Source organism: [Clostridium] ammoniilyticum (assembly GCF_025566905.1).
Lineage (GTDB): Bacteria > Bacillota_I > Bacilli_A > Erysipelotrichales > Coprobacillaceae > Faecalibacillus > Faecalibacillus intestinalis.
The window spans coordinates 191,643-205,653 of record NZ_JAOQJR010000004.1; the positions used below are offsets into that span (position 1 = coordinate 191,643).

Genomic DNA, 14,011 nt, shown 5'->3' on the forward strand with positions numbered 1-14,011 from the left:
TATTTTAATAGGGGGGAGATAAGAAACAAATATTTTTGGTATTTAATTCCTTTTTTACCAATTGCAGGAATAGTGATTACTTGGCTTTACTATCACTTTAATGAACTGAGTTTAAAAGGAATGACACTTGTCTTTGAAACAGGTCAACAAAAAAGAAAAGGGATTCCTTTAGCACTTATTCCTTTAGTTATGATTGGAACATGGTTAACTCATTTATTTGGAGGAAGTGCAGGTAGAGAAGGAGTGGCTGTACAAATTGGAGCGACGCTCTCTCATTATTTTACAAAATATTTTCATTTTCCTAAGAATGGAAAAGTTTTGTTGATTACCGGAATGGCAGCTGGATTTGCTGGATTATTTCAAACACCACTTACTGCTTTGTTTTTTGCTATGGAAGTTATGGTTATAGGTAAAATAGAGTATGAAGCTTTACTTCCAGGGGTTATAGCATCTTTTACTGCTTCTTATACGTCGCATTTTTTAGGATTGGAAAAGTTTAGTGTAAATATTCAACAAAGTATTAATATGAATGATTTAAAAAATATGATGTTAATGATTCTAGTAGGAATTATTTTGGGAATTGTTGGAAGAATATTTTCAACGTCGTTGAGTGCTTTAAAAACATTTTTTAAAAATAAAATAGAAAATCCCTATAAAAGAATAGGTTATATTTCTATTTTATTAGTGATAGGGCTAATGATTTTTAAAGGAAGATACAGTGGCTTAGGCACAAATTTAATTGATTTATCATTTTATGGAAATGTGACTTATTATGATTGGTTTTTAAAACTTATTTTTACTGTTGTAACTCTTGCAATTGGATTTCAAGGTGGAGAAGTAACACCCTTATTTTCAATAGGAGCAACTCTAGGATTTATACTTGCCCCAATTTTTCATTTGCCTATTGAATTATGTGTAGCTTTAGGATATACGGGAGTTTTTGCTTCAGCAACAAATACACTTTTAGCACCAATGATGATAGGTTTAGAAGTCTTTGGTGGGCATCAAATGATAGCATTTCTTATTATATGTATTTTTGCTTATTTAGTTAATGGAAATAAATCTATATATACTGCCCAAATCAAAAATTTTTAACAAACATTACATGATGAAAGGCTTTACATTTTGCTACTTCAAAGATAAAATAATAATGGTGATGGAAAATGGAATTTGATGAATTATTTACAAAATTAAAGGTGAATCCATTAAAACTCATTGAGTCAATTGTTCATGCTGATGGATCATCAGTTATTTTGTTTAAAAATAGAAAAAGTGAAATCTTATATGTTAATGATCAGTTTTATCAAAAACATCCACAATTTAAAAATAATAAGGAAGCAGTTATTGGTAAAACTGATTTTGATTTGTTTCCGGATTCACAAGAACACGCTAAACAAGCTTTTGAAGATGAACAACGTGTCATGGAAACAGGACAAGCAATTAATGTTGTAGAAACTGAAGGAAAAAATCATGATGGCTATACGATTATTGCACATACAAGAAAATATCCGTTATATGATAGTCAAGGAGAAACAATCGGTGTTTTTGTTATTACAGAAGATATGACAAGTGATGTAAAGGCACTTAGAGAAAATCAAGAAAAAGCCAAAATTTTAACAAAGCTTAATGTTGAACTTTCACAAGAAAACGCTACAGATGCTTTAACACAACTTTATAATCGACGTTTTATTCATGCAGAATTAGATACATTGCATAAAGAATATTTAGAAAATAATACACCATTTTCTATTTTGTTATTAGATTTAGATAACTTTAAAAGTGTTAATGATAATTATGGACATCATATTGGAGATGAAGTTATTAAACATGTTGGAACTGTTTTAAATAATATTAAACATCAAAAATATCCAACTATGGAGCCATGTCGTTATGGCGGAGACGAATTTTTAGTTATTCTACCAGCTTATCAAAAAGATGGGGCAGTTTCAATTGCCAGAGATATTAAAGATGCCTTTGATCATGTTATTTTACATGCTGGTGCTTATCATGATATCGTAAGATTAAGTATTGGTGTTGCTGGTATTCGTGATGAAGAAACAATACAAGATTTATTAAATAAATGTGATCAAAGAATGTATATTTCAAAAAGAAATGGAAAACATCGTATTACTTATTGATGATAGTGTAAAAAGCTATCATCATTTTTTATTTTGAGATATAATAAAATCAACAAGGAAGTGATAAAAATGTATGAGGCAATCAAACAACTTGCACAAAAATACCATCAAGAAACAATCAATCAGCGCCGAGATTTTCACCACTTTGCTGAAAGAGGCTGGTTAGAAATACGTACAGCATGTCAAATTGCAACTACTTTAGAAAACTTAGGTTATGAGGTTTTAGTAGGAAAAGAAATTATGGATAAAGATGCGCGTATGGGATTACCGCCAGAAGCGATTTTTAATATTAATTATTTACGTGCTAAAAAAGAAGGGGCAAATCCTAAATATTTAGAACAAGTTAAAAATGGAATGACAGCTGTTGCAGGTATCTTAAAAAACGGTGTAGGGCCTGTTGTAGCTATTCGTTTTGATATTGATGCTTTAGGGCTTGTTGAAGATTCAACAGATGGGCATTATCCAAAACAAGAAGGTTTTTCTTCTTGTCATTTAGGAGCGATGCATGCTTGTGGACATGATGGTCATGCATCTATTGGTTTAACAACTGCTAAAATATTGATGGAGCTTAAAGAACACTTACATGGGACTTTGAAAATTATTTTTCAACCGGCTGAAGAAGGTGTAAGAGGAGCAAAATCCATTTGTGAAAGTGGTTTTTTGGATGATGTCGATTATATTTTTGCAGCGCATATTATGCCTCGTGTTAAAGATTACGATCTTTATTTTGGAATGAATGAATCATTTGCAACAACGAAATTAGATGTCATTTATCATGGAGTTTCAACACATGCGGCAGAATCTCCGCAATTCGGTAAGAATGCATTGCTTTCAGCAGCTAACTGTATTATTAATTTGCATTCGATTCCTCGAAACAGTGATGGACAAACACGTGTCAATGTAGGAACTGTTCATGCAGGAACAGGTAGAAATGTTGTTCCTGATACAGCAAAACTTGAAATAGAAGTACGTGGTGTAACGACAGAATTAAATCGTTATATGGAAATTTATGCAAGAGATATTATTAACGCCTGTGCTTTGATGCATGATACTGTTGTTGAAATTAAACAAATGGGGAAAGCATTTGCTTTAAATTGTGATGAAGATTTTATGAATCAAATACGAAATATTTGTGTTAAAGAAATGCCCGATTTAAAATTACCTCCAGAAAATTTAAATCCATTAGGAGGTAGTGATGATTTTTCTTATATGATGGAATATGTCCAAGTTCATGGGGGTAAAGCTACTTATATGAAATTATTGACAGATATTACAGCTTCACCTCATAACACATCATTTAATTTCAATGAAGAAGTACTTAATAAAGGACCACGAATCATGGCGTCTATTGCTTATACATTATTAAAATAAAGGAGCTAACTATGTTAGAATTTAAATATGATACACAATTATTAATTGAAGGAAAAAATTTAAATGAAGATGAAATTAGTGAATATTTTACAACACATTTTAAGGGAGATTGCTTGTTAGCTGTTGGAGATGATGAATTGATTAAAATTCATTTTCATACAAATGAACCATGGAAGGTTTTAGAATATTGTTCAACACTTGGTGAAGTCTATGATATTGTTATTGAAGATATGGATCGACAATCAAGAGGATTAAAAGGATAAAGATGCGAAAGCATCTTTTTTAATAACTTAAAAAATGTTATAATTGCAAAGCTATTTATAAATAAAAAAGAGTTTTTAATGATTGGAGGTAACCATGGTTAATATATTTGATACATTACCAAGAAACTTTTTTAATATATTTAATACAGCTGATCGTGTTGTTATCAGTGAATGTATTTGTGTTCTTTATGAGTATATTAAGGATGATGCATCCTTTGCATCTTTAAAAGAAAACTTGATTTATGAGTTAACAAAATATTTTAGTAGTCACTTAATTGAACTTGAAGAACTTCAAAGTCAATCGCCAAGAGAACGTGCTTTTTATGTTTATCGAAGATTAAAAGAATGTGGTTGGTTGAGTGAAGAAGTAGGGGAAAACTATCATGTGTATGCTAGTTTTGAAGATTATGCTATTAGTATTATTGAAACTTTAATGAATTTAGAAGAAGACAGAGACATAGAATACTCAAGTATGGTTTATAGTATTTATTCGCAGTTTAAAAATTTTGATATTGAAAATGGACATAAGATTCTTGATGCACAATATAGTATGACAAAAAGTTTAATGACAAAATTAAAAAATTTGAATACAAATATTAAGCGTTATATCAAACGTCTTGTTCAAGATAATATGAAAAATGATTTAAATCAAATTTTAGATTCTTTATTAAGTGATTATCAATTAAAGATAGTAGATCGTGCTTTTTATAATCTAACAACTAAAGATCATCCTTTAAAATATCGTAATAGTATCATTTCTCAAATTCAAAGAATACAAGATGATCAAGCAACATCTGAAACGATTATAGGAAATATCATGCTTTCTAAAGATTTAACTTATCAAGAGGCAATGGATTTGTTTTATAAACAAACATCTTATATTATTGATGCCTTTGAAAGTATTTTAGATTTAATTAATGAAATCAATCGTAAAAATGAAAAGTTTGTTGCTTCAGCAACAAATCGTATTATGTTTTTAATGAATGTAAAAGAAGATATTGGTGGAAAAATCAATGACATCATTAAAGAAGGGCAAGAATGTCCAGAAGTGTTTGATCAAGTAGCAACGATTTCAATTAATAAATACTTAGATCAAAATTCTTTATATTTACCACGACAAATAAAAAAAGTTAAAAATACGGATTTGATTTTAGATACACAATTAGATGAACAAACACGTTTAATGGCGATTGAAAAACTAAAACAAAATGAAAAATATACAAAAACAGCCATTGAAAAAAATGTTTTACAATGTTTGGAGCAACAAGAAACAATATTGGGTTCAAATTATTATGATCAAAATAAAGATTTATCTTTATTTATTTTGACATGGCTTTATGGTTATAGTCAAAATGCTCGATATAAAATAGAACCACAAGAAAATATTATAAAGAAAGATCATTATCAATTTAGAGAATTTATAATAAGGAGAGTTGAAGATGAATAAAAATGAACTGATGAAAAATATGTCACAGGCATATTTGTTATTATCTGAAAAAAGAAAAGAAGAATTTTCACGTATTTTAAATCGATTATTAGCGGTTAATTTTATTTGTGGTGGAAGAAAAAGAGATCGCGAAGATTATTATTTTATTAGTGAAAATGAACAACTATTTAAAGATTTTTTAATGATGCTTGATTATGATTTTCATTTATATAAAGCAGACCGTGTCATCTATATCCATAATTTAAATAATTACAATCATTTAAATCTTAATCAAATGCAAACAATTGTTTTATTGTTACTTAGAAAACTTTATTTTCAAAAATCACAAGAGTTACAAGATACTGAATTTATTCATATTTCCCTTGGGGAACTTCATAGTGAAATAGAAGCAACTGGTATTTATAACGAACGTCTAAAAAAGACAGATTTAAAAAATATCTATCATTTCTTGTCAAGATATAATATATGTGAACGTATTGGTGATTTAAACGAAGATGATACACGTTTAATTATTTATCCAACAATTAATTATATTTTACCAATTCAAAAAATAGATGAAATCAATCAACGTATTCAACAATATAAAAAAGGAGATCACGATGAAAACATTAACGAAAGTGAAACTGATTAATTGGCATACTTTTTCTAATGAAGAATTTGAAATCTATAAAAATGCCTTAATTACTGGAGAAAATGGAACAGGGAAATCTACAATTTTAGATGCGATTCAATATGTTTTAACTGCTGGTAAATGTAAATTTAATAAAGCAGCAAGTGATATTGGAAATCGTACATTAGAGTCTTATATTCGTTGTAAAACAGGAATTGAAGGGCATGAATTTGTTAGAAATGGTGATGTGACAACTTATATTGCATTAGAGTTTTATGATGAAAAAACAGAAAAATATCAAATTATTGGAACTGTTATTGATTTACCAGCTGGTGGAAGATTAAATAGAGATTTTTTTCAAATTATTGATTGTGAAATCAGCGATGTAGCATTTATTGAAGAAAGAAGAGTTTTGACGAGAAAAGAATTTAAAAAAGCTTTAATTGATCATCAACAAACAGGTATTTTTAAAGATACAATTAAAGAAGGAGAAAGCTTATTTGGAAATGCTTTAGGTGTTAAAAGTAAATATTTTGATTTAGTAACGAGAGCACTTGCTTTTAAAGCGATTGATAATGTTTATCAATTCATTGTTGACTTTTTATTAAAAGAAGACTTTGTTGATATTCAAAATTTAAGAGACAGTATCAAACACTATAAAGTTCTTGAAGAAAAATTAAAAATATCTAAAAAAGAATGTGAATCATTAGAAGGTGTTGTAAGTCAATATGACACTTATTTAGATACGCACTTTCAAATGGATGTTTTAGAATGTTTAAAAGAAAAATTACAAGAAAAGCAATTACAAGCTATTATTGATAATAGTCAAAAGAAATATCAAAAAATAAATGATCAGCTAAATTTTGTACAACAAAAACTTACACAATTAAATCAAGATGAAGAAACTTATCAAGAAAGATATCATCGTTTAGATGAATCATTAAGAGAAAACGAGACCTATAACTTAAAAAATGAATTACAAAAAGAAAGTGAACAACTCAAAAAAGAAAAAGAAAAAAAAGAAAACAGTTATCAAACTCTTATAACAGAAATTAAACAAGAAATACAATTATTAAAGAAAGTAAAAATACCAAATAGTTATATCCAAATTCTTCAAAATCAAGATTATCAAACAGAAACATTGACACATGCATTTAGAAATATTGTAGAAGAAGTTTCTAAAAGAACAAACGATGTTACTGAAAAAATATCACATTTAAAAATTGAAATGACACAAACAGTTGATCGTTTTAATGAATATTGTAAAGAATATGATTCTCTTAAAGAAAATCAACTTTATTATAGAAAAGAAATTCAAGAATTAATTCAATTATTAAATGAAAAACTTACAAGTCATTATGGAAAAACAATTGAAGTTAAACCATTATGTGAATATATTGAAGTTAAAGATGAAAAATGGCGAAATGCATTAGAAGGATATCTTAATAGTCAAAGATTTGATTTAATTATTGAACCAGAATATTTTGAATATGCATTACTTGTTTATGAAGAATATAAAAATAAAAGAGGTATATATGGTGTAGGAATTGTTGATGTTGCGAAAATGTCAAGATATGAAGATGTGGATGTTAAAGACACCATTGCAAGTCAATTAGATTGTAAAAATACATATGCTAGATGGTATGTCAACATGTTGCTTTCTAAAGTACAATGTGTCGATGATGTTACACAACTTAGAAATTATGCTACAGCGATTACGCCAACATGTATGCTTTATAAAAATTATACAGCACGTGCAATCAATCCACGTATTTACAATAAACCATACATTGGATTAGGTGCTATTAAAATTCAATTAGCGACAATTGAACAAGAATTGGAAAACCTAAAACAAGAAATCAAATTACAAAAAGCAAATTATGAAGATTTAAAAAATGGTCAAGCATTATTAAATCAATCCAAAGCAGATCATATCTTCTATCGCTTAGATTTAATTGATGAATATCATAATTTACTAAAAGAATATCAAGAAATTAATGATCGCTATGAAAAATTAATTTTAGATGATTCACTTATTTCTTTACAAGAAGAATGTGATGCAGTAAAAAAACAACTTGAAAAAACAAAAAGAGAAAAAGAAGACTCACTTATGAAAAAAGGAAGTCTTGAAAATAATCTAGAAACATTTAAAGAACAACTTGAACAAACTCAAGAAGAATATCAATTATTACATGAAAATATAGTTCAATTTGAAATGGAGCATGTTGATGTTACTCAAGTAGCTGATCAACAAGTCGTTATTTATTTAAAACGTTTTTCTAAAGATTTTAATGGTATGAAAAATGATATTGAACAACAAGGAAATGGTTATCAACGAAAGGCAAACCAAATTGAAAATCAAATAGTCATGAAAATGAAAGACTATAATGATGCATATAATATTGGTTTTGAAAATGCTTTAACAGATATTGAAAGTTATAAACAAAGATACCATCAATTAAAGGAGATGGATATTGTTTCTAAAGAAGAAAAAACAAGACAAGCAAAACTTAAATGCGAGGAATCTTTTAAAACATCTTTTATTTCTGGATTAAATGAAAAAATTGAAAATGCAAAAAAAGATATTGCTGAATTAAATAAAGGATTAGCACAAAGAGATTTTAATGGTGAAACCTATGAATTCTGTGTTTCACCAACTTCAAGAGATGATTTTAAAGAATACTATAAGATCATCCAATCAGGAAAAGAATATATGGTGAATAATCTTTTATCTGAAACATTAAGTGAAAGTCAAAGAAGAATTATGGATGATTTATTTATTAAATTATCTTCTGTAGAAAATGATCAAGAAACTGAACAAATGCTCATGGAATATACAGACTATCGTAATTACTTAGACTATGATATTAAAATCAAATATGCAAGTGGAGACTTTGCTTATTTTTCAAAAGTCAATAAAGAAAAATCTGGTGGGGAAACACAAACACCATTCTATGTTATTATGGCAGCAAGTTTTGAACAAGTTATCCGTAACCGAAATCAAAATGAAGATTTTGGTTGTGTCGTTATTTTTGATGAAGCATTCAATAATATGGATGAACAAAGAATTCAAGAAATGATTAAATTCTACAATGAACGTGAAATTCAAACATTTATTGCAGTACCACCTTCAAGAGCAAGTACGATTATTCCTTATGTTAATACAAGATTGCTTGTCATTAAACAGGGACAACAATCTTTTGTAGAAGGTTTTAAAGATGAACAATTATAGAAATGAAATCTTAAATGAGTTTATTGATCGTTATGAAAAAAGTAGTTATTATAAAGGAAAAAGTGAAAAACCAAGAAAGATTTCTATTGTTTTGCATAAAAAGTTTCCTGAATATGGACATAGCTTTCATTATGAAGAAACAAATGAATTAGAAAATATTGCTTTTCAATTACAATCTCAAGGATTTGTTGAATTTTCTAAAAAGAGCATTTTAGGAGATAGAGAACTCATTTTAAATCAAGAAGAAAATTGTCTTGATCGAATTTATAAAGAATTAAAAAGAGTACCCGTTAAAGAGAAAATAATTCATTATGTAAAATTACTTGATCAATATCATGAAGAGGCATTTATTAAAGATTTTGTTGATGAAATGAAAAAAAGGGCGATTCATCAACAAAGTCTTTTGCCTTATTTAAAAGTTTATGATGAAAATGATTTAGAAAATGTTATGAAAATATTAAAAGGAATGATTGATCAAAAAGATGAAATCTCTTTTAGAAGATTTTCTGAAAAAGTATTGGGTGATACAAAAAAGTTAGAAAAGTATAAAAATAAAATTGTTCATATTATTAAAGATTTTTATGATGATACATTAGATAATGAAAATGATATTTTTGAAGCGTTTTATATCAGAAAAAATCCAGCGTATGTTTATTTAAAAGGGAATGCTATTTTACAAATCAATGGACAAATCATTAATTTGAATGAAATGCATTATTACTTTGTCTTACCGAGTATTTGTATCAAAGATTTAAAAATAAAAAGAATTGATGCAAAACAGGTGATGACTATCGAAAATTTAACATCTTTTCACGATGTATCTTTAAAAGACACTTTCTATATTTTTACAAATGGTTTTCATAATCATGCAATTGAAGCATTTTTAAAATGTCTTTATGATTTTTTAGGAGAAAGCGTTCATTATTTTCATTTTGGCGATATCGATGCAGGTGGCTTCCATATCTATGAATCTTTAATAAAGAAAACGCAAATTCCTTTTCAAATGTATAAAATGAATATAGAGATGTTAAAGAAATACAAGGATTATACAAAGCCTTTAACTCAAAATGATCGAAAGAGATTGTTATCGTTTAAAGAAAATCAAAATGAATTGATTGATTATATGTTAAAAAATAATGTCAAGTTAGAACAAGAAATAATAGGAGAAAATGAGAATGAAAGAAAAGACATTAACACGTATTAGAAAATTTACAGAAGATCGTCATTGGGAAAAGTTTCATTCACCTGCTAATCTTGCTAAATCTATTTCAATAGAAGCAAGTGAACTTTTAGAATGTTTTCAATGGGATGAAGAAAATTTTGATTTACAACATGTTAAAGAAGAATTAGCAGATGTAATTATTTATAGTCAGGATTTATTAGACAAACTTAATTTAGATGTTGATGAAATTGTTGATATGAAAATGGCAATGAATGAAAAGAAATATCCTATCGATAAATGTAATCAATAAATAACGAAAATGGCAGAAAAGATGCCATTTTTTTAATTATGTAGAATAATTTGCAAAAAAGATGAATTCAGTATATAATTTTACAGTCACTAAGGAGGAATTTTATAATGGGAGACGCTATCAAACTTGTCGGGATAGTTATTGTTATCATTGGTTTTGCTTTAAAATTTGATACATTAGCTACTGTAGTTGTTGCAGGTATCGTTACTGGTTTAGTTGGTGGAATGTCTATTATGGATATTTTATCAACACTTGGAGCTGCTTTCCTTACAAACCGTACAGCAACATTATTTATTTTAACATTACCAGTTATTGGTATATGTGAACGTATGGGACTTCGCGATAAAGCTGTTGATTTTATCAGAGGTATCAAGAGTGCAACAACAGGTCGTTTATTATCTATTTGGCAAGTCATTCGTACAATTGCTTCAGCATTTTCATTACGTATTGGAGGACATCCACAATTTATCCGTCCTTTAATCAACCCAATGGCACAAGCATGTGCGATTGCTAAATATGGAGATATTGATGAAAAAACTGAAGATGAAATTAAGGGGATGGCAGCAGGAACAGAAAACTATGGGAATTTCTTTGCTCAAAACTGTTTCATGGGGTCATCAGGAACTTTATTAATTGTTTCGACTTTAAATGAAATCTTCAAATCACACAATATTGCTCAAGAAGTAACTGCTAATCAAATTGCTTTAAATTCAATTCCAATTGCTATTATTTCAGTTATTGTGGGTATTGGTTATGCTTTATGGTATGATCGTAAATTAAAGAAACGTTTTAGTAAAAAGCAAGGAGGAGAAAAATAGTATGTTAGAAATAGATTGGAATACAAGTACAATTTTAGCAGAAGTTTTCTATTGTATTATTGGACTTATTTTTGCTTTTACTGGAGTCAGTGCTTTAAAAAATAAAGAAGTTGAAAAACGAACAACAACAGCAATCTTTTGGTTTATTTTAGCTATTACCTTCATTGTTGGACCTTATATTCCTACATGGATTACAGGGGCATGTATTATTGTTTTAGCTATCTTAACTGCTACTGGTTTAGTACAACCAGCTGCAATGAATATTCCTACTGCTAAAGAAACAAGAGAAAACGCAGATAAATATGGATATAAATCATTTATTCCACCTGTTGTTTTAGCTTTATCAGCAGTTGTTGTTGCAACATTCTTTACAAATTTAGGAGCAAACAATGCCATTGGTATTAGTGCTATTGTTGGTTTAATTGTTGCTTACTTTATTTTCAAACCTAAATTTTCTTTACCATTTAAGGATGGTATTCGTTTAACAGATAACGTAGGAACAACAGGTATCCTACCACAAGTTTTAGCAGCTTTAGGTTCATTATTTACAGCTGCAGGAGTAGGTGCTGTTATTGCTGCAGGAGTAGGTGCTATTATTCCTGAAGGAAATCATTTTATTGCCGTTGCTGTTTATTGCATTGGTATGGCTTTATTTACAATTATCATGGGTAATGGTTTTGCTGCTTTTGCAGTTATTACAGTGGGTATTGGTTATCCATTCTTAATCGCTCAAGGAGCAAATCCAGTTGTTGTAGGTGCTTTAGGGTTAACTGCAGGATATTGTGGTACATTAATGACACCAATGGCTGCAAACTTCAATATTATGCCAGCGGCTTTATTGGAAACGAAGAGTAAATATGCTATAATAATTTCACAATTACCAGTTGCGTTAATTATGTTAGCAGTACACATTGTTTTAATGTATGTATTAGCTTTCTAGGAGGAAATGAAATGAAATTATTATTAACTGCATTTGATCCTTTTGGAGGAGAAAAAATTAATCCAGCTTTAGAAGCTGTCAAACGTGTTCAAGACAAAATTGGTGATCTTGAAATCGTTAAATTAGAAGTACCAACTGTTTTCTATAAATCAATTGATACAGTTGCAAATGCTATTGAAAAAGAACATCCTGATGTTGTTTTATGTATTGGACAAGCAGGTGGAAGATTTGACTTAACACCAGAAAGAGTGGCTATCAATATTAATGATGCACGTATTCCTGATAATGAAGGAAATCAACCTTTAAGTGGTTCAATCTTTGAAGATGGAGAAAATGCTTATTTTTCATCTTTACCAATCAAAGCAATGGTTGCTGAAATTAGAAAAGCAGATATTCCTGCAAGTGTTTCTAATTCAGCAGGAACTTATGTATGTAACCATTTAATGTATGGTGTTCTTTATACAATTGCTAAAAAATACCCATCAATGCGAGGTGGATTTATGCATGTACCATTTATTACAAGTCAAGTTGCTAACCGTCCAACAAATGCACCAAGTTTATCACTTGATACAATTGTTAAAGGAATTGAAGCTGCTTGTAAAGCAATTGCTGAAAATCCAGAAGATATTGTCGCTGTTGAAGGACATACACATTAGTTATCGAAAACTAGAGTTAGAAATAATTCTAGTTTTTTTATTTTGTCTAAAATATTTTGTTGAAATTTGCAAGATAATCTATTAAATTATTTATAGGGTTATTCTCATTTGAAAATAACGGAGGGCTTATGTTGGATTTATATCAAAGAAAAATAGATTATATGCGTATTTCCATTACAGATCGTTGTCATTTTCAATGTGCTTATTGTAAAAATGATCATCCACGAAAATTAAAACATCAAGATATTTTATCTTATGAACAATTATTACTCATTGTTGATCAAGCTATCCAATTAGGAATCAATAAATTTAAAATTACAGGTGGGGAACCAACAATTAGAAAAGATTATCTTTTCTTTATTAAAGAATTAAAAAAACGAAATGTTCAGGTCACTTTAACAACCAATGGCTCTTTATTTACTAAAGAAGATTTAGATTGTTTAAAAGAAATAGGAATAGATGGTATTAATTTTTCAATAGATACTCTTGATCTAAAAGAATATTTTTTATTGACACAACAAGATTGTTTAGGAATAGTTTTAGATAATTTGTTTTATGCTTATAAGCTACAAATTCCTGTAAAAATAAATTGTGTTGTCGATGATACTTTTACAATGAATCGCTTGGAAAATATGTTGATGCTTATTAAAGATAAAAAAATAGCGTTGCGTTTTATTGAACTCATGCCTTTAAATAAAGAACAGCGTAATCAAAAAATGAAAGATGTTCTCCATTATTTAAAAAAATATCCAATTCAAGAATGTCTAGATAAATTAGGCAATGGTCCTGCGCATTATTATACAATAAATGGTTATCAAGGTTATGTTGGTTTTATTGAAGCTCTTCATCATAAGTTTTGTCATCAATGTAATCGTCTTCGTTTAACAAGTACTGGAAAGATCAAGCCGTGTTTATTTTATGAAGAAATGCATGATTTAAAACCGTATCTTAATAATGAAAAACAATTACGTTTGCATCTTGAAAAAGCAATTGAATTAAAACCAAAAGAACATCATTTTGAAGAGAATGTTTCTTATACAAAAATGAATGAAATAGGAGGATAA

At 28.5% G+C, this 14,011-nt stretch carries 13 protein-coding genes; all 13 read left to right on the plus strand.

Annotated elements, in window-relative coordinates:
• Positions 1–72: 72 nt before the first annotated feature.
• The 13 genes from OCV55_RS05740 to OCV55_RS05800 all read left to right on the plus strand — a co-directional run bounded on the left by OCV55_RS05740 (position 73) and on the right by OCV55_RS05800 (position 14,011).
• The gene (locus tag OCV55_RS05740; RefSeq protein ID WP_317233019.1) at positions 73–1,095 is read left to right on the plus strand and encodes a chloride channel protein; all 1,023 of its coding nucleotides are present in this window, start codon (positions 73–75) and stop codon (positions 1,093–1,095) included.
• A 68-nt stretch (positions 1,096–1,163) separates the two neighbouring features.
• Positions 1,164–2,138, plus strand: a complete 975-nt coding sequence (locus OCV55_RS05745) for a sensor domain-containing diguanylate cyclase (RefSeq protein WP_119363287.1) — start codon at positions 1,164–1,166, stop codon at positions 2,136–2,138.
• A 69-nt stretch (positions 2,139–2,207) separates the two neighbouring features.
• Positions 2,208–3,509: an amidohydrolase gene (locus OCV55_RS05750; RefSeq protein ID WP_022002535.1), complete on the plus strand. Its 1,302-nt coding sequence runs from the start codon at positions 2,208–2,210 to the stop codon at positions 3,507–3,509.
• Between the two features lie 11 nt (positions 3,510–3,520).
• The gene (locus OCV55_RS05755; RefSeq protein ID WP_119363289.1) at positions 3,521–3,772 is read left to right on the plus strand and encodes a kinase to dihydroxyacetone kinase; all 252 of its coding nucleotides are present in this window, start codon (positions 3,521–3,523) and stop codon (positions 3,770–3,772) included.
• 94 nt (positions 3,773–3,866) lie between these two features.
• Positions 3,867–5,219 (plus strand): Wadjet anti-phage system protein JetA family protein, encoded by a 1,353-nt coding sequence (locus tag OCV55_RS05760; protein ID WP_147580068.1) that lies wholly within the window; start codon positions 3,867–3,869, stop codon positions 5,217–5,219.
• Positions 5,212–5,850, plus strand: coding sequence for a DUF4194 domain-containing protein (locus tag OCV55_RS05765; protein WP_022002533.1), 639 nt, complete (start codon positions 5,212–5,214; stop codon positions 5,848–5,850). The genes OCV55_RS05760 and OCV55_RS05765 overlap by 8 nt, the downstream gene beginning before the upstream one ends.
• Positions 5,819–9,061, plus strand: coding sequence for an ATP-binding protein (locus OCV55_RS05770; RefSeq protein ID WP_267309830.1), 3,243 nt, complete (start codon positions 5,819–5,821; stop codon positions 9,059–9,061). Before OCV55_RS05765 ends, OCV55_RS05770 begins: the two co-directional genes overlap by 32 nt.
• Positions 9,048–10,265, plus strand: a complete 1,218-nt coding sequence (locus tag OCV55_RS05775) for a Wadjet anti-phage system protein JetD domain-containing protein (protein WP_147580070.1) — start codon at positions 9,048–9,050, stop codon at positions 10,263–10,265. Before OCV55_RS05770 ends, OCV55_RS05775 begins: the two co-directional genes overlap by 14 nt.
• On the plus strand, positions 10,237–10,533 hold the full coding sequence (locus OCV55_RS05780; protein ID WP_032089991.1) for a nucleotide pyrophosphohydrolase: 297 nt from the start codon (positions 10,237–10,239) through the stop codon (positions 10,531–10,533). Before OCV55_RS05775 ends, OCV55_RS05780 begins: the two co-directional genes overlap by 29 nt.
• Before the next feature lie 107 nt (positions 10,534–10,640).
• Entirely contained in the window at positions 10,641–11,351 is a 711-nt protein-coding gene (locus tag OCV55_RS05785; RefSeq protein WP_032089992.1) for a DUF969 domain-containing protein, read from the plus strand.
• Position 11,352: 1 nt separating this feature from the next.
• Positions 11,353–12,291 carry a DUF979 domain-containing protein gene (locus OCV55_RS05790; protein ID WP_147580071.1) on the plus strand — a complete coding sequence of 313 codons (939 nt, stop codon included), beginning with the start codon at positions 11,353–11,355 and terminating at the stop codon, positions 12,289–12,291.
• 11 nt (positions 12,292–12,302) lie between these two features.
• Positions 12,303–12,947 carry a pyroglutamyl-peptidase I gene (gene pcp / locus OCV55_RS05795; RefSeq protein ID WP_032089994.1) on the plus strand — a complete coding sequence of 215 codons (645 nt, stop codon included), beginning with the start codon at positions 12,303–12,305 and terminating at the stop codon, positions 12,945–12,947.
• Positions 12,948–13,075: 128 nt separating this feature from the next.
• Positions 13,076–14,011, plus strand: a complete 936-nt coding sequence (locus OCV55_RS05800; protein ID WP_147580072.1) for a GTP 3',8-cyclase MoaA — start codon at positions 13,076–13,078, stop codon at positions 14,009–14,011.

What these genes read in the sequence shown, in the direction of transcription:
- OCV55_RS05745 (WP_119363287.1), top strand. Translation starts at nt 1,164, where the DNA reads ATGGAATTTGATGAATTATTTACAAAATTAAAGGTGAATCCATTAAAA.
- OCV55_RS05750 (WP_022002535.1), top strand. Translation starts at nt 2,208, where the DNA reads ATGTATGAGGCAATCAAACAACTTGCACAAAAATACCATCAAGAAACA.
- OCV55_RS05755 (WP_119363289.1), top strand. Translation starts at nt 3,521, where the DNA reads ATGTTAGAATTTAAATATGATACACAATTATTAATTGAAGGAAAAAAT.
- OCV55_RS05760 (WP_147580068.1), top strand. Translation starts at nt 3,867, where the DNA reads ATGGTTAATATATTTGATACATTACCAAGAAACTTTTTTAATATATTT.
- OCV55_RS05765 (WP_022002533.1), top strand. Translation starts at nt 5,212, where the DNA reads ATGAATAAAAATGAACTGATGAAAAATATGTCACAGGCATATTTGTTA.
- OCV55_RS05770 (WP_267309830.1), top strand. Translation starts at nt 5,819, where the DNA reads ATGAAAACATTAACGAAAGTGAAACTGATTAATTGGCATACTTTTTCT.
- OCV55_RS05775 (WP_147580070.1), top strand. Translation starts at nt 9,048, where the DNA reads ATGAACAATTATAGAAATGAAATCTTAAATGAGTTTATTGATCGTTAT.
- OCV55_RS05780 (WP_032089991.1), top strand. Translation starts at nt 10,237, where the DNA reads ATGAAAGAAAAGACATTAACACGTATTAGAAAATTTACAGAAGATCGT.
- OCV55_RS05785 (WP_032089992.1), top strand. Translation starts at nt 10,641, where the DNA reads ATGGGAGACGCTATCAAACTTGTCGGGATAGTTATTGTTATCATTGGT.
- OCV55_RS05790 (WP_147580071.1), top strand. Translation starts at nt 11,353, where the DNA reads ATGTTAGAAATAGATTGGAATACAAGTACAATTTTAGCAGAAGTTTTC.
- pcp (WP_032089994.1), top strand. Translation starts at nt 12,303, where the DNA reads ATGAAATTATTATTAACTGCATTTGATCCTTTTGGAGGAGAAAAAATT.
- OCV55_RS05800 (WP_147580072.1), top strand. Translation starts at nt 13,076, where the DNA reads ATGTTGGATTTATATCAAAGAAAAATAGATTATATGCGTATTTCCATT.